This is a genomic window from Kitasatospora sp. NPDC092948, assembly GCF_044754805.1.
Classification (GTDB): domain Bacteria; phylum Actinomycetota; class Actinomycetes; order Streptomycetales; family Streptomycetaceae; genus Kitasatospora.
On sequence record NZ_JBIVPU010000003.1, the window covers coordinates 692,622 to 710,927 of the forward strand.

20 protein-coding genes are annotated in these 18,306 nt (G+C 71.7%); 13 read left to right on the plus strand and 7 right to left on the minus strand.

Annotated elements, in window-relative coordinates:
- Window positions 1–123: 123 nt before the first annotated feature.
- Window positions 124–558, minus strand: a complete 435-nt coding sequence (gene mce / locus ACIQF6_RS12640) for a methylmalonyl-CoA epimerase (RefSeq protein WP_400893541.1) — start codon at window positions 556–558, stop codon at window positions 124–126.
- 253 nt (window positions 559–811) lie between these two features.
- On the opposite strand from mce, the gene ACIQF6_RS12645 reads away from it, so the two are divergent.
- The gene (locus ACIQF6_RS12645) at window positions 812–2,002 is read left to right on the plus strand and encodes an acetyl-CoA C-acetyltransferase (protein ID WP_400893543.1); all 1,191 of its coding nucleotides are present in this window, start codon (window positions 812–814) and stop codon (window positions 2,000–2,002) included.
- 91 nt (window positions 2,003–2,093) lie between these two features.
- Entirely contained in the window at window positions 2,094–3,047 is a 954-nt protein-coding gene (gene meaB / locus ACIQF6_RS12650; RefSeq protein WP_400893545.1) for a methylmalonyl Co-A mutase-associated GTPase MeaB, read from the plus strand.
- 10 nt (window positions 3,048–3,057) lie between these two features.
- Here the strand turns inward: meaB and ACIQF6_RS12655 are convergent, their stop codons facing one another.
- A complete protein-coding gene (locus ACIQF6_RS12655) occupies window positions 3,058–3,573 on the minus strand; it encodes a MarR family winged helix-turn-helix transcriptional regulator (protein ID WP_400893548.1) in 516 nt (171 codons plus the stop codon).
- A gap of 192 nt (window positions 3,574–3,765) precedes the next feature.
- On the opposite strand from ACIQF6_RS12655, the gene ACIQF6_RS12660 reads away from it, so the two are divergent.
- Genes ACIQF6_RS12660 through ACIQF6_RS12685 form a run of 6 tightly spaced genes read left to right on the plus strand, consistent with a single transcriptional unit; the run spans window position 3,766 to window position 8,813 of the window.
- Window positions 3,766–4,758 (plus strand): MBL fold metallo-hydrolase, encoded by a 993-nt coding sequence (locus ACIQF6_RS12660; protein ID WP_400893550.1) that lies wholly within the window; start codon window positions 3,766–3,768, stop codon window positions 4,756–4,758.
- A gap of 43 nt (window positions 4,759–4,801) precedes the next feature.
- Window positions 4,802–6,274 carry an ATP-binding protein gene (locus ACIQF6_RS12665; protein ID WP_400893552.1) on the plus strand — a complete coding sequence of 491 codons (1,473 nt, stop codon included), beginning with the start codon at window positions 4,802–4,804 and terminating at the stop codon, window positions 6,272–6,274.
- Window positions 6,271–6,690, plus strand: a complete 420-nt coding sequence (locus ACIQF6_RS12670; protein WP_043916060.1) for a roadblock/LC7 domain-containing protein — start codon at window positions 6,271–6,273, stop codon at window positions 6,688–6,690. The genes ACIQF6_RS12665 and ACIQF6_RS12670 overlap by 4 nt, the downstream gene beginning before the upstream one ends.
- Window positions 6,687–7,046 carry a DUF742 domain-containing protein gene (locus ACIQF6_RS12675; protein WP_400893555.1) on the plus strand — a complete coding sequence of 120 codons (360 nt, stop codon included), beginning with the start codon at window positions 6,687–6,689 and terminating at the stop codon, window positions 7,044–7,046. The genes ACIQF6_RS12670 and ACIQF6_RS12675 overlap by 4 nt, the downstream gene beginning before the upstream one ends.
- Window positions 7,024–7,641, plus strand: a complete 618-nt coding sequence (locus ACIQF6_RS12680; protein WP_400893557.1) for a GTP-binding protein — start codon at window positions 7,024–7,026, stop codon at window positions 7,639–7,641. Before ACIQF6_RS12675 ends, ACIQF6_RS12680 begins: the two co-directional genes overlap by 23 nt.
- Window positions 7,638–8,813 (plus strand): cytochrome P450, encoded by a 1,176-nt coding sequence (locus tag ACIQF6_RS12685; RefSeq protein WP_400893559.1) that lies wholly within the window; start codon window positions 7,638–7,640, stop codon window positions 8,811–8,813. Before ACIQF6_RS12680 ends, ACIQF6_RS12685 begins: the two co-directional genes overlap by 4 nt.
- 186 nt (window positions 8,814–8,999) lie before the next feature.
- On the opposite strand, the gene ACIQF6_RS12690 is transcribed toward ACIQF6_RS12685, so the two are convergent.
- The 4 genes from ACIQF6_RS12690 to ACIQF6_RS12705 form a co-directional block, all read right to left on the minus strand.
- The gene (locus ACIQF6_RS12690; protein ID WP_400893561.1) at window positions 9,000–9,782 is read right to left on the minus strand and encodes an AIM24 family protein; all 783 of its coding nucleotides are present in this window, start codon (window positions 9,780–9,782) and stop codon (window positions 9,000–9,002) included.
- Window positions 9,782–10,432 carry an AIM24 family protein gene (locus ACIQF6_RS12695; protein ID WP_400893563.1) on the minus strand — a complete coding sequence of 217 codons (651 nt, stop codon included), beginning with the start codon at window positions 10,430–10,432 and terminating at the stop codon, window positions 9,782–9,784. The genes ACIQF6_RS12690 and ACIQF6_RS12695 overlap by 1 nt, the downstream gene beginning before the upstream one ends.
- On the minus strand, window positions 10,432–11,070 hold the full coding sequence (locus ACIQF6_RS12700; RefSeq protein WP_400893565.1) for an AIM24 family protein: 639 nt from the start codon (window positions 11,068–11,070) through the stop codon (window positions 10,432–10,434). Before ACIQF6_RS12700 ends, ACIQF6_RS12695 begins: the two co-directional genes overlap by 1 nt.
- An 83-nt stretch (window positions 11,071–11,153) precedes the next feature.
- Complete coding sequence (locus ACIQF6_RS12705) at window positions 11,154–11,927, minus strand: DUF2127 domain-containing protein (protein WP_400893918.1); 774 nt, start codon at window positions 11,925–11,927, stop codon at window positions 11,154–11,156.
- 109 nt (window positions 11,928–12,036) lie between these two features.
- Between ACIQF6_RS12705 and ACIQF6_RS12710 the strand changes: the two genes are divergently transcribed.
- Window positions 12,037–12,414 (plus strand): DUF3817 domain-containing protein, encoded by a 378-nt coding sequence (locus tag ACIQF6_RS12710; RefSeq protein WP_400893567.1) that lies wholly within the window; start codon window positions 12,037–12,039, stop codon window positions 12,412–12,414.
- Window positions 12,415–12,494: 80 nt separating this feature from the next.
- Here the strand turns inward: ACIQF6_RS12710 and ACIQF6_RS12715 are convergent, their stop codons facing one another.
- Complete coding sequence (locus tag ACIQF6_RS12715; RefSeq protein ID WP_400893569.1) at window positions 12,495–14,132, minus strand: M4 family metallopeptidase; 1,638 nt, start codon at window positions 14,130–14,132, stop codon at window positions 12,495–12,497.
- 460 nt (window positions 14,133–14,592) lie between these two features.
- On the opposite strand from ACIQF6_RS12715, the gene ACIQF6_RS12720 reads away from it, so the two are divergent.
- The 4 genes from ACIQF6_RS12720 to ACIQF6_RS12735 all read left to right on the plus strand — a co-directional run bounded on the left by ACIQF6_RS12720 (window position 14,593) and on the right by ACIQF6_RS12735 (window position 18,305).
- Entirely contained in the window at window positions 14,593–15,132 is a 540-nt protein-coding gene (locus ACIQF6_RS12720; RefSeq protein ID WP_400893571.1) for a MarR family winged helix-turn-helix transcriptional regulator, read from the plus strand.
- 20 nt (window positions 15,133–15,152) lie between these two features.
- On the plus strand, window positions 15,153–15,485 hold the full coding sequence (locus ACIQF6_RS12725) for a DUF3817 domain-containing protein (protein ID WP_400893573.1): 333 nt from the start codon (window positions 15,153–15,155) through the stop codon (window positions 15,483–15,485).
- 180 nt (window positions 15,486–15,665) lie between these two features.
- Window positions 15,666–17,351, plus strand: coding sequence for a methylmalonyl-CoA mutase (locus ACIQF6_RS12730; RefSeq protein WP_400893575.1), 1,686 nt, complete (start codon window positions 15,666–15,668; stop codon window positions 17,349–17,351).
- A gap of 99 nt (window positions 17,352–17,450) precedes the next feature.
- A complete protein-coding gene (locus ACIQF6_RS12735; protein WP_400893577.1) occupies window positions 17,451–18,305 on the plus strand; it encodes a sigma-70 family RNA polymerase sigma factor in 855 nt (284 codons plus the stop codon).
- The last annotated feature ends 1 nt before the right edge of the window (window position 18,306 follow it).

Consider the following 18,306-nt stretch of genomic DNA (forward strand, 5'->3'; position numbering starts at 1 on the left):
GGGCGAGGTCGTTTTCGGAAGTTACCGCCCAGTTCGTTACTGCTCGGCCGGACTTCGGTCGGGTTCTGTTCGTGCCCTGTTCGCCCCCGTACCGGCCCCGTTCGGGGCCCGTACGGCCTGCGGTCAGTGCTCGCCCGGCTCCGCGGCGGTGACCAGCTCGGTCAGCACGCCGCCGCAGTCCTTGGGGTGCAGGAAGGTGATCCGCGAGCCCATCGAACCGCGCCGGGGCTCGTCGTACAGCACCCGCACGCCCTTGCCCCTGATCGCCTCGGAGTCGCCGTCGACGTCCGCGGTGCCGAAGGCGATGTGGTGCACGCCCTCGCCGTTCTTGGCCAGCCACTTGGCGACCGTCGAGTCCTCCCGGGTGGGCTCCAGCAGCTGGAGGTAGGACGCCCCGCCGTCGCCGGTGTCGTTGATCTTCAGCATGGCCTCGCGCACGCCCTGCTCCTCGTTGACCTCCGAGTGGAACACCTCGAACCCGTAGGTGTTCCGGTAGAACTCGACGGTCCGGTCCAGGTCGAAGCAGGCGATGCCGATGTGGTCGATGCGGGTCAGCACAGGGGCCTCCGAAGCCGGGTGAAGGGGTGGCACTCAGTGCAGCGCATCGCGGCGACCGGGCGCCAGCGGCGCGCCTTGCGAGCCTGCTCACATCGGAGTTTCCCGTGGTGGAACTTCCCGGAACTGGCACGGTGTTCACTGGAAGGTGCCAGTAGCGCTGATCACATCCTCGCGGCGGTGACGCGGAGGTAACGGATCAGTACATTGACCGCATCCCCATACCCTCTGGTCCGACGCGCGAAGGGGCTCGTCCATGACTACTTCTGTGATCGTCGCAGGTGCGCGCACGCCGATGGGTCGGCTGCTCGGCTCGCTCAAGGGTTTCACCGCCGCCGAACTGGGCGGTTTCGCGATCAAGGCGGCGCTGGAGCGGGCCGGTGTCACCGGCGAGCAGGTCCAGTACGTGATCATGGGCCAGGTGCTGCAGGCCGGCGCGGGCCAGATCCCGGCGCGGCAGGCCGCGGTGAAGGCCGGCATTCCGATGAACGTCCCGGCGCTGAGCATCAACAAGGTGTGTCTGTCCGGTCTGGACGCCATCGCGCTGGCCGACCAGCTGATCCGGGCCGGCGAGTTCGAGATCGTGGTGGCCGGCGGCCAGGAGTCGATGACCAACGCCCCGCACCTGCTGCCGAAGTCCCGCGAGGGCTACAAGTACGGCGCGATCGAGATGCTCGACGCGATGGCGTACGACGGTCTGACCGACGCCTACGAGAACATCCCGATGGGCGAGTCCACCGAGAAGCACAACACCCGCCTCGGCATCGGCCGCGAGGTGCAGGACGCGATCGCCGCCGCCTCGCACCAGCGGGCCGCCAAGGCGCAGGCCGACGGCGTGTTCGAGGCCGAGATCGTCCCGGTCGCCATCCCGCAGCGCAAGGGCGACCCGGTGCTGTTCAGCCTGGACGAGGGCATTCGGGCCGACACCACCGTCGAGGGCCTGGCCAAGCTGCGCCCGGCGTTCGCCAAGGACGGCACGATCACCGCCGGCACCTCCTCGCAGATCTCCGACGGCGCCGCCGCGGTCGTGGTGATGAGCAAGGCCAAGGCCGAGGAACTGGGCCTGACCTGGATCGCCGAGATCGGCGCGCACGGCAACGTCGCCGGCCCGGACAACTCGCTCCAGTCGCAGCCGTCCAACGCGATCAAGCACGCCCTCGGCAAGGAGGGCCTGGAGGTCGCCGACCTCGACCTGATCGAGATCAACGAGGCGTTCGCCGCCGTCGCCCACCAGTCGATGAAGGACCTGGGCGTCAGCGACGAGATCGTCAACGTCAACGGCGGCGCGATCGCGCTGGGCCACCCGATCGGCATGTCCGGCGCCCGGGTGGTGCTGCACCTCGCGCTGGAGCTCCAGCGCCGCGGCGGCGGCGTCGGCGCGGCCGCGCTGTGCGGCGGCGGCGGCCAGGGCGACGCCCTGATCGTCAAGGTCCCCGCGCAGGGCTGACCCGACCGATCGTCAAGTCCCCGTGAGGCGGCCGAGCCCCGGCCGGCCGCCGCACGGGGCTCCCGTCTTTTCTGCTGCGAGGAGCAACCCGATGGCCGATGTGGCGACGCTGGTCGAGCAGGCCCGGCAGGGCCGCCCCCGGGCGGTGGCCCGGCTGATCACCCTGGTGGAGAACGCCGCGCCCGAGCTGCGCGAGGTGATGGCCGCGCTGGCCCCGTACAGCGGGCGGGCGTACACGGTGGGCCTGACCGGCTCGCCCGGCGTGGGCAAGTCCACCTCGACGTCCGCGCTGGTGACCGCCTACCGCAAGCTCGGCAAGCGGGTCGGGGTGCTCGCCGTCGACCCGTCCTCGCCGTTCTCCGGCGGCGCGCTGCTCGGCGACCGGGTGCGGATGCAGGAGCACGCCACCGACCCGGAGGTGTTCATCCGCTCGATGGCCACCCGCGGCCACCTGGGCGGCCTGTCCTGGGCGGCCCCGCAGGCGCTGCGGGTGCTGGACGGGGCGGGCTGCGACGTGATCCTGGTGGAGACCGTCGGCGTCGGCCAGTCCGAGGTGGAGATCGCCGCGCAGGCCGACACCTCGGTGGTGCTGCTCGCCCCCGGCATGGGCGACGGCATCCAGGCCGCGAAGGCGGGCATCCTGGAGATCGGCGACGTGTTCGTGGTCAACAAGGCCGACCGGGACGGCGCGGACGCCACCGCCCGGGAGCTCAACCACATGCTCGGCCTGGGCGAGTCCCGGCAGCCCGGAGACTGGCGGCCGCCGATCGTGAAGACCGTGGCCGCCCGCGGCGAGGGCGTGGACGAGCTGGTCGAGGCGCTGGAGAAGCACCACAGCTGGCTGGCCGAAACCGGCGAGCTCGCGGCCCGCCGCCGGCGCCGGGCCGCCCAGGAGGTCGAGGCGATCACGCTGGCCGCGCTGCGCGCCCGGATCGGCGACCTGCGCGGCGACCGGCACCTGGACGTGCTGGCCGGGCAGGTCGCCGACGGCAGCCTCGACCCGTACACCGCCGCGGACCGGCTGGTCGCCGAACTCACCGGCTGAGCGGCGGTGTTCAGCTCCGGCCGCGCAGCGCCCGCAGGTGCTCGGCGATCGGGGCGAGGGCGTCGTACATGGCGTCCAGCTGCTCGTCGGTGAGGCGGTCGACGAAGTGCTCGCGGACGCTGCGCACGTGGTCGGGGGCGACCCGCTGCAGCGTCTGCCAGCCGAGGTCGGTCAGGTGCGCGTAGAGGCCGCGGCGGTCGCCGGGGCAGTCCTGGCGCAGCACCAGGCCGGCCGTCTCCATCCGGGTGATCTGGTGGGAGAGGCGGCTCTTGGACTGCATGGTGGCGGTGGCCAGGTCGGTCATCCGCATTCGGCGCTCGGGGGACTCGGAGAGCACCACGAGGATCTCGTAGTCGTTGATGGCGAGGTTGTGCGCCTGCAGTTCCCGGCTCAGCTGGTGTTCGAGCAGCTTCCCGACCTCCAGGTGGGCGCGCCAGAACCGCTGTTCACGCGCGTCGAGCCAGGGCGCGTCCTCCTCCGTGGGGGAGGCGGGGACCGCCGGCGCTTCGGTCACAGGAGTATCCATGCGTCCGAGTATAGCCGATGTTGTTCAATGTTGTACAAGTTCACCGATGGCGAGGGTGTAGGGTCCAGCGGTCGCCGCCCGGGTTGCTCCGTATCCGCACAACCGCCTTCCCGCCTGGCGACATTGAAACGAGCATGCCCAATTACCGGGGTGCACTCGGCCGGTGACGGCATGTTAGGCATAATCGCGCCCATGACGACGCGGAGCGCGAACTTCCATTCGATAGCCGACGGCGTGTACGCCTGGCAGCCGGAGCAGCGCGGCTGGGGCCTGGCCAACTGCGGCCTGGTCGCCTCCGGCCGCACCGCGCTGTGGATCGACACCCCGTACGACCGCACGCTGGCCGGGCAGTTCCTCGCCCGCACCCGCGCCGTCCTGCCCCGCGGCGTCACCGTCGACCGGATCGTCGTCACCCACGCCAACGGCGACCACATGTGGGGCGCGGGCGTCCTGCCCGACGCCGAACTCATCACCACCCACGAGGCGTTGCACCACATCGCCTACGAGCCGACCCCCGAGCAGCAGCACGCCCTGCTGCAGAGCCTCGACCCGGCCACCGACACCGGCTCCTACCTGCACGAGCACTTCGGCTGCTTCGACTGGGCCGACACCCCGCCGATCCAGCCCGACACCGTCTTCACCGGCGAACTCGAACTGCGCGTCGGCGACATCCCGGTGCAGGTCAGCAGCCTCCCGCCGGCCCACACCAGCGGCGACCTGATCGTCCACCTGCCCACCCGCTCCACCGTGTTCACCGGCGACATCGTCTTCGGCTCCACCGCCGACCGCCCCGGCGACCACCCCGTGCACTGGGCCGGCCCGCTCGGCAACGTCATCGACGCCGTCGAACGCATCCTCGCCACCGGCGCCGAGACGATCGTCCCCGGCCACGGCCCGCTGCTCACCCGCTACGACCTGCGCGCACACGCCGAGTACCTCGGCCACGTCCGCGACCGCGCGCACGCCCTGCACGCCGCCGGCGTCCCGGCCGCCGAGGCCGCGCGCACCGTCATCGACGAACGCCGCTACCCCGAACTCGGCCTGCCCGAGCGGCTGCTGATCACCATCGCGACCGAGTACCGGCACCTCGACGGCAGCGAGCCGCCCGCCATGATGGAGGTCTTCGGCCGGATGGCCGGCCTCGCCCGGCAGCGCGGCGCCGAGACCGCCGCAGGCACCGTCTGACCCCCGCCCCGCGACGACGACACCCCCCGAGGACCCGATGGTCGTGATCGTGTACGTCCTGGCCGGCGCCGCCCTGGCCGCAGTACCCCTGCTGTGGCTGCTGCGCCGCGCCGCCCGGGCCACCCGGGCCGCCGACCTGCGCACCGCCGACGCCGACACCTCGGCCCGCGCCGCCCACGCCCGGGCCGACGCCGCCGAGCAGCGCGCCCGGGCCGCCGACGGCACGGCCCACGCCGCGGAGGCGGCGGCCCGCACGGCGGAGGATCGGGCCGGCGCGGCCGACGCCCGGGCCGACGCCGCCGAGGAACGCGCCCGCGCCGCCGACGCCTCGGCCCGCGCCGCGGAGGCCCACCGCACCGTCGCCGAGACCCGGTACACCGCCGCGGTGCGCGAACTCGCCCACCTCGCGCACGAGCGGCTGCCCGCCACCACCACCGCGCTCACCCACCCCCGGACGCCCGTCCCCGGGCCGCTGGACGCCACCGGCGGCACCGAGGAGCTCCACCACGCCCTGGAGAGCACGCTCACCGCCGCCGTCCGGGCCGTGCTCGCCGAACGCGACCGCACCGACGCCGCCGCCCGGGCCGCGCTGCGCGGCGCCGCGTCCAAGATCCAGGCGCTGCTGATCCAGGTCCGCTCGCTGCTGGAGGAGATCCAGCTCAGCGTCGACGACCCGCGGCTGCTCGCGCTGGACTTCCGCAACGAACTGACGCTGCGCCGGGTGCAGTCCCTCGCGGTGCTCTCCGGCGCCTGGCCCGGCATGACCCGGGAGGACTCGCCGCTCGCCGAACTCTGCGTCGGCGCCCAGTCCCGGGTGTCCGGCTACGCCCGCATCGAGATCACCAACCACCTGCGCGAGCCGCGCCTCGCGGTGGCCGCCCGGGCCGCCGAACCCGTCGCCATCGCGCTCGCCGAGATCCTCGGCAACGCCACCGCCTACTCGCACCCCGAGACCCGCGTGGTGGTCTCCATCGAACAGGGCAGCTCCGGCGCCCTGGTGGTGGTCGACGACATGGGCGTCGGCATGGAGCCCGACCAGCTGGAACGGACCGCCGACCTGCTCGGCGGGCAGGCCGAGGTGCTGCTCACCGAACTCGGCGACCCGCCGCAGGCCGGCTTCGCCGTGATCGGGCTGCTCTGCCGGCAGTTCGGCTTCGGCTGCCGGGTCGAGCCGTCCCCGTACGGCGGCGTGCGGGCCATCCTGCGCCTGCCCGCCGACCTGCTCACGCTGACCGACCCGGTCGCCCCGCTCTCCGCACTCGCCCCGCGGCCGATCACCCAGACCACACCGGTGTTCGACGCGGGCGACGCGCTGCCCACCCGCAAGCGCCGCAGCCCGCGCGTCCCGCAGCAGGACGCGCCGTCCGCTCTCCCGTCCCCGGCGGGCAGCACCCCCGACCGGGCCCGTTCCGCATGGTCGGCCCTGCAGTCCGGCACCCTCGCCGGCCGCAGCGCCGTCCACCGGAACCCGGGCCCCGAGGGACCCGCCGCACCCGAAGGAGTCGAAACCCCGTGACCACCCAGCTCCGCCGCCACACCGAGGACCTCTCCTGGGTCCTCACGCCGCTGCTCGACCTGCCCGGCGTGCAGAACGCCGTCATCGCCACCGGGGACGGCCTGGTCACCGGCCACTCCGCCGACCTCGGCCGGGACAACGCCGACCGGGTCGCCGCGATGACCGCCTCGCTGCACGCCGCCGCCCGCGCCTTCACCGTCGCCTTCACCGAGGCCGAGCAGGTCCGGCTCACCCAGACCGTCGTCGAGTCCGACCTCGGCTACGCCGTGGTCACCCCGGCCGGCGCCAACTCCTCGCTCGCGGTGTTCGCCCTCCCCGGCGCCGACCTCGGCACCATCGCCTACCAGATGCAGGTCCAGGTCGCCGCGCTCGCCAGAGCCCTCGCCAGCCCCGCCCGGGAGGCGAGCGGGACATGACCACACCCAGCGGACCGCGCCGCCGACTCGTCCCCGCCTACCTCGCCACCCAGGGCCGCGAACTGGCCCCCGGCAAGCACAGCCTGGACCGGCTCAGCATTCTGCACGCCGCCGCCGACCTCCCCGCCGGACTCGGCGGCGAACACCGCCAGTTATGGGAGCTGGTCCGCCCCGGCGCACTGACCGTCGCCGAGGCGGCCGCCCACCTCCGGCTCCCGGTCAGCGCGACCGTCTTCATCGCCGCCGACCTGGCCGAGCGCGGCGCCCTCAAGGTGCGCGCGCCGATCCCCTCCGCCCAGCCGGTCAACCGGGACCTCGCCGAAAGGCTCCTCAGTGGACTTCGCGCCCTCAAGTAGCACGGGCAGCAGCCCCGTTTATCTCCCCGCCACCGACCCGATCCTGATGAAACTCATGGTCACCGGGCCGTTCGGGGTCGGGAAGACCACCTTCGTGCGCTCGCTGTCGGAGATCCCGACGCTGCACACCGAGGAGACCATGACCGCCCAGGGCATTCCGGTCGACGACACCGCCCGGATCCCCGGCAAGACCGCCACCACCGTCGCCGTCGACTTCGGACGGCTCACCCTGCCCGCCGGCGACCTCGTCCTCTACCTGTTCGGCACCCCCGGCCAGCGCCGCTTCCTCCCGCTCTGGGAAGACCTCGCCCGCGGCGCCCTCGGCGCGCTGATCCTCGCCGACACCCGCCGCCTCGCCGACGCCTTCGACGCGATGGACCTCATCGAGGAAGCCGGCCTGCCCTACGCGGTCGCCGTCAACCGCTTCCCCGACACCCCGCCGATCGAGCTCGACAAGATCCGCGCCGCGCTCGACCTCGACCCCGCCACGCCGCTGATCGAATGCGACGCCCGGCAACGCGAAGGCTGCCTGGACGCCCTGATCGCCCTCACCGAGCACGTCCTGGACCGCTTCCCCCAGGAGACCGCCCCATGACCCGCACCGCCCTCTACGGCCCGCAGTTCGCCGCCCAGCCGCACGCCCACTACGCCCGGCTGCGCGACCGCGGACCGCTCGCCCCCGTCGAACTCGCCCCCGGCGTCGACGCCTGGCTGGTCACCGACTACCACGTCGCCCTGGAAGTCCTCCGCGACACCGAGACCTGGACCCGGGACTCGCGCGCCTGGCAGGCCACCCAGCCCGCCGACTCGCCGATCATGCCGATGCTCGGCTGGCGCCCCACCGCGCTCTTCAACGACGGCGCCGTCCACGCCCGCTACCGCCAGGTCATCACCGACAGCGTCGGCATCCTCGAACCCCACCTGCTGCAACGCGACACCACCGCCGTCGCCGAACAGCTCATCGCCGAGTTCGTTCACGCGGGCCGGGCCGACATCCTCGCCCAGTACGCCTACCGGATCCCGCTGCTGATCCTCTGCTCCTGGTACGGCGTCCCCGACCGGGACCTCGACCGGATCAGCGAGGCGATGAACCGGTCCTTCGAATCCTCCACCGGCGCCATCGCCGCGTACGCCGACCTGGTCGCCGTCATCACCGGCCTGGTCGCCGAACGCCGCACCGCCCCCCGGCACGACCTGATCTCCGCCTTCATCAACCACCCCGCGAAGCTCGGCGACGACGAGGTCGTCCGGCACATCACCCTGACCCTGATGGCCGGCCACGAACCCACCGCCAACCTCACCGCCAACGCGCTGCTGCGGATGCTCTCCGACGACCGCTACGCCGGCTCCCTGCACAGCGGCGCGCTGAGCGCGCACGACGCGGTCAACGAAGTGCTCTGGACCGACCCCCCGCTCTCCAACTTCGCGCCGCACTACGCCCGGCACAACCTCGTCTTCCACGGCACCCCGATCGCACCCGACCAGCCCGTGCTGATCTCGTACGCCTCCGCGAACGCGCAGGCCGCGCTGCCCGACTCCGAGAGCGAGTCCCTCGGCGGCTCCTACGCCCACCTCGCGTGGGGCGCCGGCCCCCACCGCTGCCCGGCCCGCCAGCCCGCGGTCCTGATGGCCGTCACCGCGATCGAATACCTCATCAGCCGCCTCACCGACCTCCGGCTCGCCGTCCCGGTCGACCAGATCCACTGGCGCCAGGGCCCGGTCCACCGGGCGCTGGTCTCCCTCCCGGTGACGTTCACGGCGCTGTAGCGGGCACGAGGCCGGGGAGCGCACCACCAGGGGCGCGGGGAACTGCGCGACAGGCGCAAAGCCCGTCCGCAAGGTCGCGATCAAGTGCAGGTCATTCCCCGGCGTCGCGATCTTGCGGTTGGGTGCCTTCCGCTTCGCGCAGTTCCCCGCGCCCCTGGTCGTGTGCGCTCCCTGGTTGCGCGCCCGCTACAGCCCGAACCTCCGGCCGAGCTCTCCCAAATTCGGAATCGCCTGCGTGGTCGGCTGCTGGTGCGGCACGCCCGTGCTCTCGCCGACGACGCCCACCGACTTCTCGGGCATCACCGTCTCCGAGGACTGCATCAGCACCTGCCCCGCCCCGATGAACTCGAACTGGTGCTCCTCCCCGCTCGCGCCGCCGATCCCGGTCAGCTGCCGGATGCCGCCGAGGACGCCGTGCAGGTAGCTGTGGTCGTAGTGGTGGCAGGGCGCGGGGCAGTCGGCCCAGCCGACCAGCGCCTCGGGGTCGACCCGGATCGGGGGTTCGACGAAGTGCACCGGGCCGTTGGAGGCCGCCACGAACTTCCCGGTGCCGATCAGGGTGAGGAACCCGGGGATGATCGACTGCTTGAGCCGCAGCGAGGGTTCGAACGCCAGCAGGTTGCCCGAGCGGACCGTCAGGTTGCCGTCGTCCAGGTCGTACGAGTTGAGGTCGTAGGCGCGGTCGGCGAGCAGGAGTCTGCCGCGGCCCTGGGCGACCACCCAGTCCGCGGCGTGCAGCGGGGAGTTGAAGTTCTGTTCGAGGACCCGGTCGAGGACGCCGCGGCCGATTCCGGAGAAGCGCATCTCGCCGTAGTAGGCGATCATCTTGCCCTTCTGGAGGTAGTACGCGCCGTTCAGGTCCACCGAGAAGCAGTACGGGTTGACGTTGTCGTTGACGGGCAGCGTGTACGGGTCCCAGACCCGGGGCGCGTCGTCACCGGGGGTCTGCAACAGCGGTGGGTGGGTCATCAGAGCTTCACCTCGCTGGCCTGGACGTACACCATGCCGTGTCCGGAGAGTTCGAGTTGGAAGGCCTCGCCGGAGCCGCGCCCGATCAGCTCGCGCCAACCGAGGGCGCTGGAAAGCTTGTTGGTGACCTGGCCGCGGTGGGCGACGTAGGCCTGCGGGTCGACGTGGACGGGGAGGCCGGGGGTGATGGGGAGTTCGATGACGCCGCCGTGGGCCATCACGGCGACCGCGCCCTTGCCGCTGAGTTGGGTGGTGAACAGGCCCTGTCCGGTGACCTGGCCGCGGACGACGCCCATCAGGCCGCCCTGCTGGCCCATGAACATGGTGGACTGCTGGAGGCTGCCTTCGAAGGCGAGCAGCCGGTCGGCCTCGACGTAGAGGGTGTCGCCGGCCAGGTCGACGACGTGGACGTGGTGGCCGCCGTGGCCGAACATCACGGTGCCGTGGCCCTCGACGGTCATCAGCGGGGTGTCCTCGCCCGCGACCCGGCGGCCGATCATCGACATGACGCCGCCCTGACCGCCCATCAGGTTGGGCTGGAAGGTGACGTCGCCGGTGTAGGCGAGCATCGCGCCGCGCTGGGACAGGATCCGTTGGCCGGGGAGCACCTGGGCGGAGATCATCTTGTGGTTGATCCGGGTGAAGGCCATCAGACGTCGCCCCCGAAGGTGAGGCGCTCGGAGGGCTGGACGTAGACCAGGCCCTCACCGGTGAACTCGACCTGGACGGCCTCGCCGCCGCCCTCGCCGATCAGCGTGGTCCAGCCGGCGCCGGACTTGAGGGCGCGGTTCAGGTTGCCGGTGTGCGCGATGTACGCGCCGGGGTCGACCCGCAGCGGCAGGCCCTGGCCGACCCGGAGTATCACCGCGGGGCCGTGCGAGGTGACGGCGGCCCAGCCGTGGCCCTCGACCTTGGTGGTGAACAGGCCGTTGCCGGCGGCCATCCCGTTCAGCCCGGTGAAGGAGGTGCCGGTGCGCAGCGTCGCCTCGGTGCACAGCAGGTTGTCGGACTCGACGAACAGCGTCTCGCCGTTCAGCCGGACCAGATTGATCTCGGTGGCCTTGTCGGCGAAGTAGCAGGTGCCCTGCCCCTTCACCTCCATGACCTCCATGCGCTCGCCGGTGAGTCGGCGGGTGACCATGCCGCGCAGGCCGTCACCGCCGCCGGTGAGCTTCTTGAAGCCCATCTGCCCGGTGTAGGCGACCATCGAGCCGTTGCGGGCCTTGACGGTGTCCCCGGCGAGATCGACGGCGAGGACCCTGGACCCCTGGAGTCGGAACTGTGCCACGTTCCGGAATGTAGCGGCCCCCGCCCCGATGTGGGGAGAGGGCCGGCGCGGGTCGGTACGGAACCCGTACATCGGATGCGTCGTCAGGCGGCCTGCGGCAGCGCCCCGGCGGAGGTCTCCACCTCCAGCAGCGAGGCGGAGTGCCGCTCGGCCTCGAACGCGGCGACGCCGCCGCGCAGGCCGAACAGCCGCTTGGAGAGCATGATCCAGAGCACCGCGGCGATGTTCAGCAGCAGCGTGCAGATCTTCAGCACGCTGACGTGCTCGCTGAGCTCGTAGCCCTCCAGGGGCAGGAACGCGGCGGTGGCGACCACGGTGAGGTACTCGGCCCAGCGGCGGCCCCACCACAGGCCGAACGCCTCGACGATCTCGATCAGCGCGTACACCACGAGTGCCACGGCGACGTAGATCAGGGTGTTGTGCTTGTAGTCGAAGGTCTTGCGGATGGTGTCGACGATCGGCGAGTGCTCGACGTCGTAGTGGAAGTGGTCGGTGACGGGCTTGAAGACGGTGAGGTTCTCGTCGAAGATCCGGTGCACCGCGTCCTGGCTGTTGGAGAACTTCCACACCGCCCAGGCGACGATCACGATCAGCAGGCCGCGCAGCAGCCGTTCGACGGCCAGGAAGCGCAGGATGAACAGGTCGCGCAGGGCCTTGCCGCGGGGCACCAGCGGCGCGTCCCCGGCGGGGCCGGAGCCGTGCGGCTCGCCGAGCGCGAAGTCGCCGCAGCGCAGGCAGCGCCAGGCGGTGCCGAGAGCGGTGGTGGCGTGCAGCCGCTCGCGCAGGTCGGTCTCGTCGGGTGCGTAGGTGATGTGGCCGCGCCGGGCACAGGTGTGCCGGTCCCAGTCTCGCCTCAGCATGTCGTGCTTCCCCCGTGGGTCTGCGGGCCTGCCGGTCAGGCCGCGCGCAGCACAGCAGGATAGGGGGTCCGGGGTCGGCCCCGGTGGGCGGTCGGTGATAATAGGCATGGTTTGTGCATCCGTTCACAAACCCCGTCGTCCGTGCCCTGTGAGGAATCCCGTGAAGAGCATCGCCGCCGTCCACCGCCTGCGCCTGGTCTCCGGCCCTGAGGGCCTGTCGTTCATCCTGCTGCTGATCTGCTCGGTGCTGAAGCGCACCACCAGCTTCAACGGCGTGCCCGTCATGGGCGCGGTCCACGGCGTGCTGTTCATCCTGTACGTGGTCTTCCTGGCGCAGGCGTCCAGGGCCCGCCGCTGGGAGCCGAAGCGCACGGCGGTGATGTTCGTGCTGTCGGTGCTGCCGACCGGCGGCTTCTTCGCCGAGCGGATGCTGGCCAAGGAGGAGCGCGGCGAGCCGGCCGCGGCCGAGCCGGCCACGGCCTGACTCCACAACGTGGTGCGCGGCGGTCGGGCCTCCTCGTGGGAGGCCCGACCGCCGCGAGCTTTTCTGCTACCCGGCGGGGGTCAGTTGACGTTGACGCCGGTCCACGCCGCCGCCACCGCGTTGTACTGGGTGGAGGTCGCGCCGTACAGGTCCTTCGCCGCGTTCAGGGTCGCGGTGCGCGCGGCCTTGTAGTTGGTGGTGGAGGTCATGTAGACGGTCAGCGCCCGGTACCAGATCTGCTGGGCCTGGGCCCGGCCGATGCCGGTCAGCGTCGCCCCGTTGTAGGTGGGCGAGTTGTAGCTGAAGCCGTTGATGGTCTTCGCGCCGCTGCCCTCGGCCAGCAGGTAGAAGAAGTGGTTGGCGACGCCCGAGGAGTAGTGGACGTCCTTGTTGCCGACCGTGGAGGACCAGTAGTCGGCGGACGCGCCGTCCTTGGAGGGCTTGTCCATGTAACGGAGCGGCGTGCCGTTGCCGTTGATGTCGATCAGCTCGCCGACCCAGTAGTTCGGCGGGTTCTTCGCCAGGTTGGCGTAGAACTCGACCATGTTGCCGAAGATGTCGGAGGTCGCCTCGTTCAGGCCGCCGGACTCGCCCGAGTAGTTCAGGCCGGCGGTGTTGGAGGTGACGCCGTGGCTCATCTCGTGGCCCGAGACGTCCAGCTCGGTCAGCGGGTGGGTGTTGGACGCGCCGTCGCCGTAGGTCATGCAGAAGCAGCTGTCGTCCCAGAACGCGTTGACGTAGTTGCTGCCGTAGTGGACCCGGCTGTAGGCGCCGACACCGTCGTTGCGGATGCCGTTGCGGCCGAAGGTGTTCTTGTAGTAGTCCCAGGTGACGGCAGCGCCGTACTGGGCGTCCACGGCCGCGGACTCGCCGTTGGAGGCGGCGCCGGAGCCCCAGCTGTTGGTGGTCTTGGAGTAGAGGGTGCCGGTGCCGGAGGTCTTGCCCGCGAGGGTGGTCGTGTACTGGTTGCCGCGGGTGGCGTCCTTCAGCGTGTAGGTGCTGCCGGTCAGCGTGGTGGTCAGCGAGACGCTGCCGACGAAGACGCCGTTGCCGGTGCCGGTCGCGTTGGCGGTCTCGATCTCCTCGTGGGTGGAGAGGACCTCACCGGTGTTCGCGTCGGTGACCAGCTTCTGGCGGCTCGGGGTGCCGTCGGCGCGCATGCCCTCGACGGTGGTGCGGTAGGCCAGCCGCGGGGAGCCGTCGGCGGCCCAGATCACCAGCTCGGCGTTGCCGGTGGCGCCGGAGACCGAGGTCAGGGCGGCCTCGGCGTCCTTGGTGATGCCGACGGTGGCCTGCACCGCGCCGGTCGCCTTGCCGGCGGCCTGGGCGCCCGTCAGCTTCGGGGTCAGCGAGGCCGGGGCCAGGCTGCCGTTGACGGCCTTGTCGGAGGAGCGGACCTGGCCCTTGGCGTCCTGGTGGACGACCAGGTCGCCGCCGAGCACGGGCAGTCCGTTGTAGGTGCGCTCGTAACGGAAGTGGCGGGTACCGTCGGCGTCGACGATGGCGTCCTTGACCACCAGCTTCTCCTGGGCGCCGAGGCCCAGGGCCTTGGCGGCGGAGGGGGCCTGCCCGGCGGCCAGCGCCAGCCAGTCGCCGCGGCTGTGACCGGCGGCGGCCGGGTTGGGGGCGGCCTGCGCGATCCCGGCACTGACCTGGATCGCGCCGGCCAGCAGGGCAGAGGCAGAGAGAACGGCTCCGACAGCGAGCTTTCGCTTCACGTACGGGTTCCTTCCGGATCAACCGCGTGCGCGGTCGCACCACGTTCCGGGGCACCGGGGGTCAGTGCCTGCTGGGGCGGATACGGGTGCTGACGTGCAGCTCCGTGCGGTCTGAACGACGGCGCCGGTGGGGTGGGGCCGGCGTGTCGAACGGGGCTGGGCAGAAGCATGACAATCGTTCAAATCCGGGAACAGGACCCCGGCAACTATTGGCAAACTCTCGCCAGCGCTCCGGCAATGGAACGGTCAGGAAATCGGAGGTTTCACCGCGAACCATGCGGCACTGGCTGGGCCTCGACCCAACTCCGGTGTTTTCACTGAATAGTGACGGAATATCCGGTGTAAAAGGCCGACGCCCGATGGCGGTTGTCTGTTTGGCGCGAACCCGCCAACTGGCGGGCCTTGTCCACCATCGTGGACACCTGCTACCCCCGCCCCGCCCCGCGGGTACGGTGGGGTGGTGCCCAAGCCCCTCGCTCTCGACTTCGACCCGATCGCCCGCGCCGACGAGCTCTGGACCCGCCGCTGGGGCAGCGTGCCGTCCATGGCGGCGATCACCTCGGTGATGCGCGCCCACCAGATCCTGCTGGCCCGGGTCGACGCGGTGGTCAAGCCCTACGGCCTGACCTTCGCCCGCTACGAGGCCCTGGTGCTGCTCACCTTCAGCCGCTCCGGCGAACTCCCGCTGTCCAAGATCGGCGAGCGGCTGATGGTGCACCCCACCAGCGTCACCAACACCGTCGACCGCCTGGAGCGCGCCGGACTGGTCGCCCGCCGCCCCAATCCGCTCGACGGCCGCGGCGTCCTCGCCGCCATCACCGACCGCGGCCGGCAGGTCGTCGAACGCGCCACCCGCGAGCTGATGGCCGTCGAATTCGGCCTGGACGGCTACGACGAGGACGCCTGCCGCGAGGTGTTCGAACTGCTCCGCCCGCTGCGGGTCGCGGCCGGCGACTTCGAGCTGCCGCACCAGGAGGGGCCCGGCCGGGAACGCGCGTAGGGCCGGTTACTCTCGATGGCATGAAGCAGAGTGTGCTGACCCGCTACCGCGCCATGGCCTACATCACCGGCGTCCTCCTGATCCTGCTCACCGCCGGGGTGATCGCCAAGTACGTCCTCGACATCTCGGGCGCCGCGGGCTTCACCACCGCGGTCGGCATCGCGCACGGCTGGCTGTACGTGATCTACCTGGTGCTCGCCTTCGACCTCGGCACCAAGGCCAAGTGGCCGATCGGCAAGCTCGCCTGGGTCCTGCTGGCCGGCACCATCCCCACCGCCGTGTTCTTCGTCGAGCGCAAGGTCAGCCGCGAGGTCGCCCCGCTGATCACCGCTCCGGAGCCGGCCGCGGCCTGACCTGCCGCTCGCCTACTCTGCCGGGCGCCCCTTCCTTGTCGGGAGGGGCGCCTTTCGCATGTTCGACTCGAAGGCGACGGGCATCGACAGGTACTAGGACGTCCGAGTAAATTAGTAGGACATCCAAGTAGTTGTGCCGCCCACCCACCGGGGCGGCCGCACGGAGCGGAGTCGGAGCCGATGGACGCCGAGCAGATCGAAGCCGGCCGGCAGCGCTGGCAGCAGCGGTACGACAAGGCGCGCAAGCGCGACGCCGACTTCACCACACTGAGCGGCGAGACCGTCGAGCCCGTCTACGGCCCGCCCGCCGGCCAGCCGGTCGAGGGCTTCGAGCGGATCGGCTGGCCCGGCGAGTACCCCTACACCCGCGGCCTGCACCCCACCGGCTACCGCGGCCGCGCCTGGACCATCCGCCAGTTCGCCGGCTTCGGCAACGCGCAGCAGACCAACGAGCGCTACCGGATGATCCTCGACGCGGGCGGCGGCGGCCTCTCCGTGGCCTTCGACATGCCCACCCTGATGGGCTACGACTCGGACGACGCCAAGTCGCTCGGCGAGGTCGGCCACTGCGGCGTCGCGATCGACTCCGCCGCCGACATGGAGGTGCTGTTCGCCGGCATCCCGCTCGGCGAGGTCACCACCTCGATGACCATCTCCGGCCCCGCCGTCCCGATCTTCTGCATGTACCTGGTCGCCGCCGAACGCCAGGGCGTCGACCCCGCCGTCCTCAACGGCACCCTGCAGACCGACATCTTCAAGGAGTACATCGCGCAGAAGGAGTGGCTCTTCGCCCCCGAGCCCCACCTGCGCCTGATCGGCGACCTGATGGAGCACTGCGCCCACGGCATCCCCGCCTACAAGCCGCTCTCGGTCTCCGGCTACCACATCCGGGAGGCCGGAGCCACGGCCGCCCAGGAGCTCGCCTACACCCTCGCCGACGGCCTGGCCTACGTCGAACTCGGCCTCTCCCGGGGCCTCGACGTGGACGTCTTCGCCCCCGGCCTGTCGTTCTTCTTCGACGCCCACCTCGACTTCTTCGAGGAGATCGCCAAGTTCCGCGCCGCCCGCCGGATCTGGGCCCGCTGGATGCGCGACCACTTCGGCGCCAAGACCGAGAAGGCGCAGTGGCTGCGCTTCCACACCCAGACCGCCGGCGTCTCGCTCACCGCCCAGCAGCCGTACAACAACGTGGTCCGCACCGCCGTCGAGGCGCTGTCCGCCGTCCTCGGCGGCACCAACTCGCTGCACACCAACGCCCTGGACGAGACCCTCGCGCTCCCCAGCGAGCAGGCCGCGGAGATCGCGCTGCGCACCCAGCAGGTGATCATGGAGGAGACCGGCGTCACCAACGTCGCCGACCCGCTGGGCGGTTCCTGGTACGTCGAGGCGCTCACCGACAAGATCGAGGCGCAGGTCGAGGAGATCTTCCGGCGGATCCTCGACAAGGGCGCCGCCGACCACCCGATCGGCCCGATGACCTCCGGCATCCTGCGCGGCATCGAGGAGGGCTGGTTCACCGGCGAGATCGCCGAGGCCGCCTTCCGCTACCAGCAGGGCGTGGAGAAGGGCGACAAGCGCGTGGTCGGCGTCAACTGCCACCCCCGCAGCGTCACCCCCGAGCTCGAAATTCTCCGGGTCAGCCACGAGGTCGAACGCGAGCAGGTCCGGGTCCTCGCCGCCCGCAAGTCGCAGCGCGACGAAGCCGCCGTCCGGGCCGGTCTCGACGAGATGCTCGACGCCGCCCGCTCGGGCGCCAACATGATCGAGCCGATGCTCCGGGCCGTCCGCGCGGAGGCCACCCTCGGCGAGATCTGCCACGCGCTCCGCGACGAGTGGGGCACGTACCGCGAGAACGCCAGCTTCTGAGCGGACGGGTGCGGGAACGGGGGCGCCGGGGGTATCCCCGGCGCCCCCGGTTGTGCTCCTGTTGCCTTCGGAAGGATCCGACAAAGGAGCGGGGGAGCCGTGCTCGCGGAGGAGTTCGAGTCGCACAGGCCCAGGTTGCGGGCCGTCGCGTACCGGATGCTGGGGTCGCTGGGGGAGGCCGAGGACGCCGTGCAGGAGGCGTGGTTGCGGCTGGACCGGCACGCGGAGGAGGTGGAGAACCTCGGCGGGTGGCTGACCACGGTGGTGTCGCGGGTGTGCCTGAACGAGCTGCGCAGTCGGGGCCGGCGCCGGGAGGAGGAGTTGGACGCCCGGGTGCCGGACCCGGTGCTGGCGGCGCCCGAGCGGGACGATCCGGAGGCGGCGGCGCTGCTGGGGGACCGGGTCGGGATGGCGCTGCAGGTGGTGCTGGGGACGCTGGGCCCCGCGGAGCGGCTCGCGTTCGTGCTGCACGACCTGTTCGCGGTGCCGTTCGAGGAGATCGCGCCGCTGCTGGAGAAGTCCCCGGCGGCGGTGCGGCAGCTCGCGAGCCGGGCGCGTCGGCGGGTGAAGGAGCGGACGCCGGAGCCGGACCGGGACCTGGCGGCGCAGCGGGAGGCCGTGGAGGCGTTCCTGGCGGCGGCCCGGGAGGGTGATTTCGAGGGCCTGGTACGGGTGTTGGCGCCGGACGCGGTGCTGCGTGCGGACGGCGGCGCGGTGGCGGAGCTGTCCCGGGTGCTGCGCGGCGGGGCGGCGATCGCGTCCTCGGCGGCGGGGTTCCGGAGCCTGGCGCCGTTCGCCCGGCCGGTGCTGGTGAACGGCGCCTACGGCGTGCTGACGGTCCGGGAGGGCCGTCCGGTGTCGGTGATGGCGTTCACCGTGGTGGACGGCCGGGTGGCGCGGATCGACGTGCTGAACGACCCGGAGCGGCTGGCGGCCCTGAAGCTGCCCGACTGAC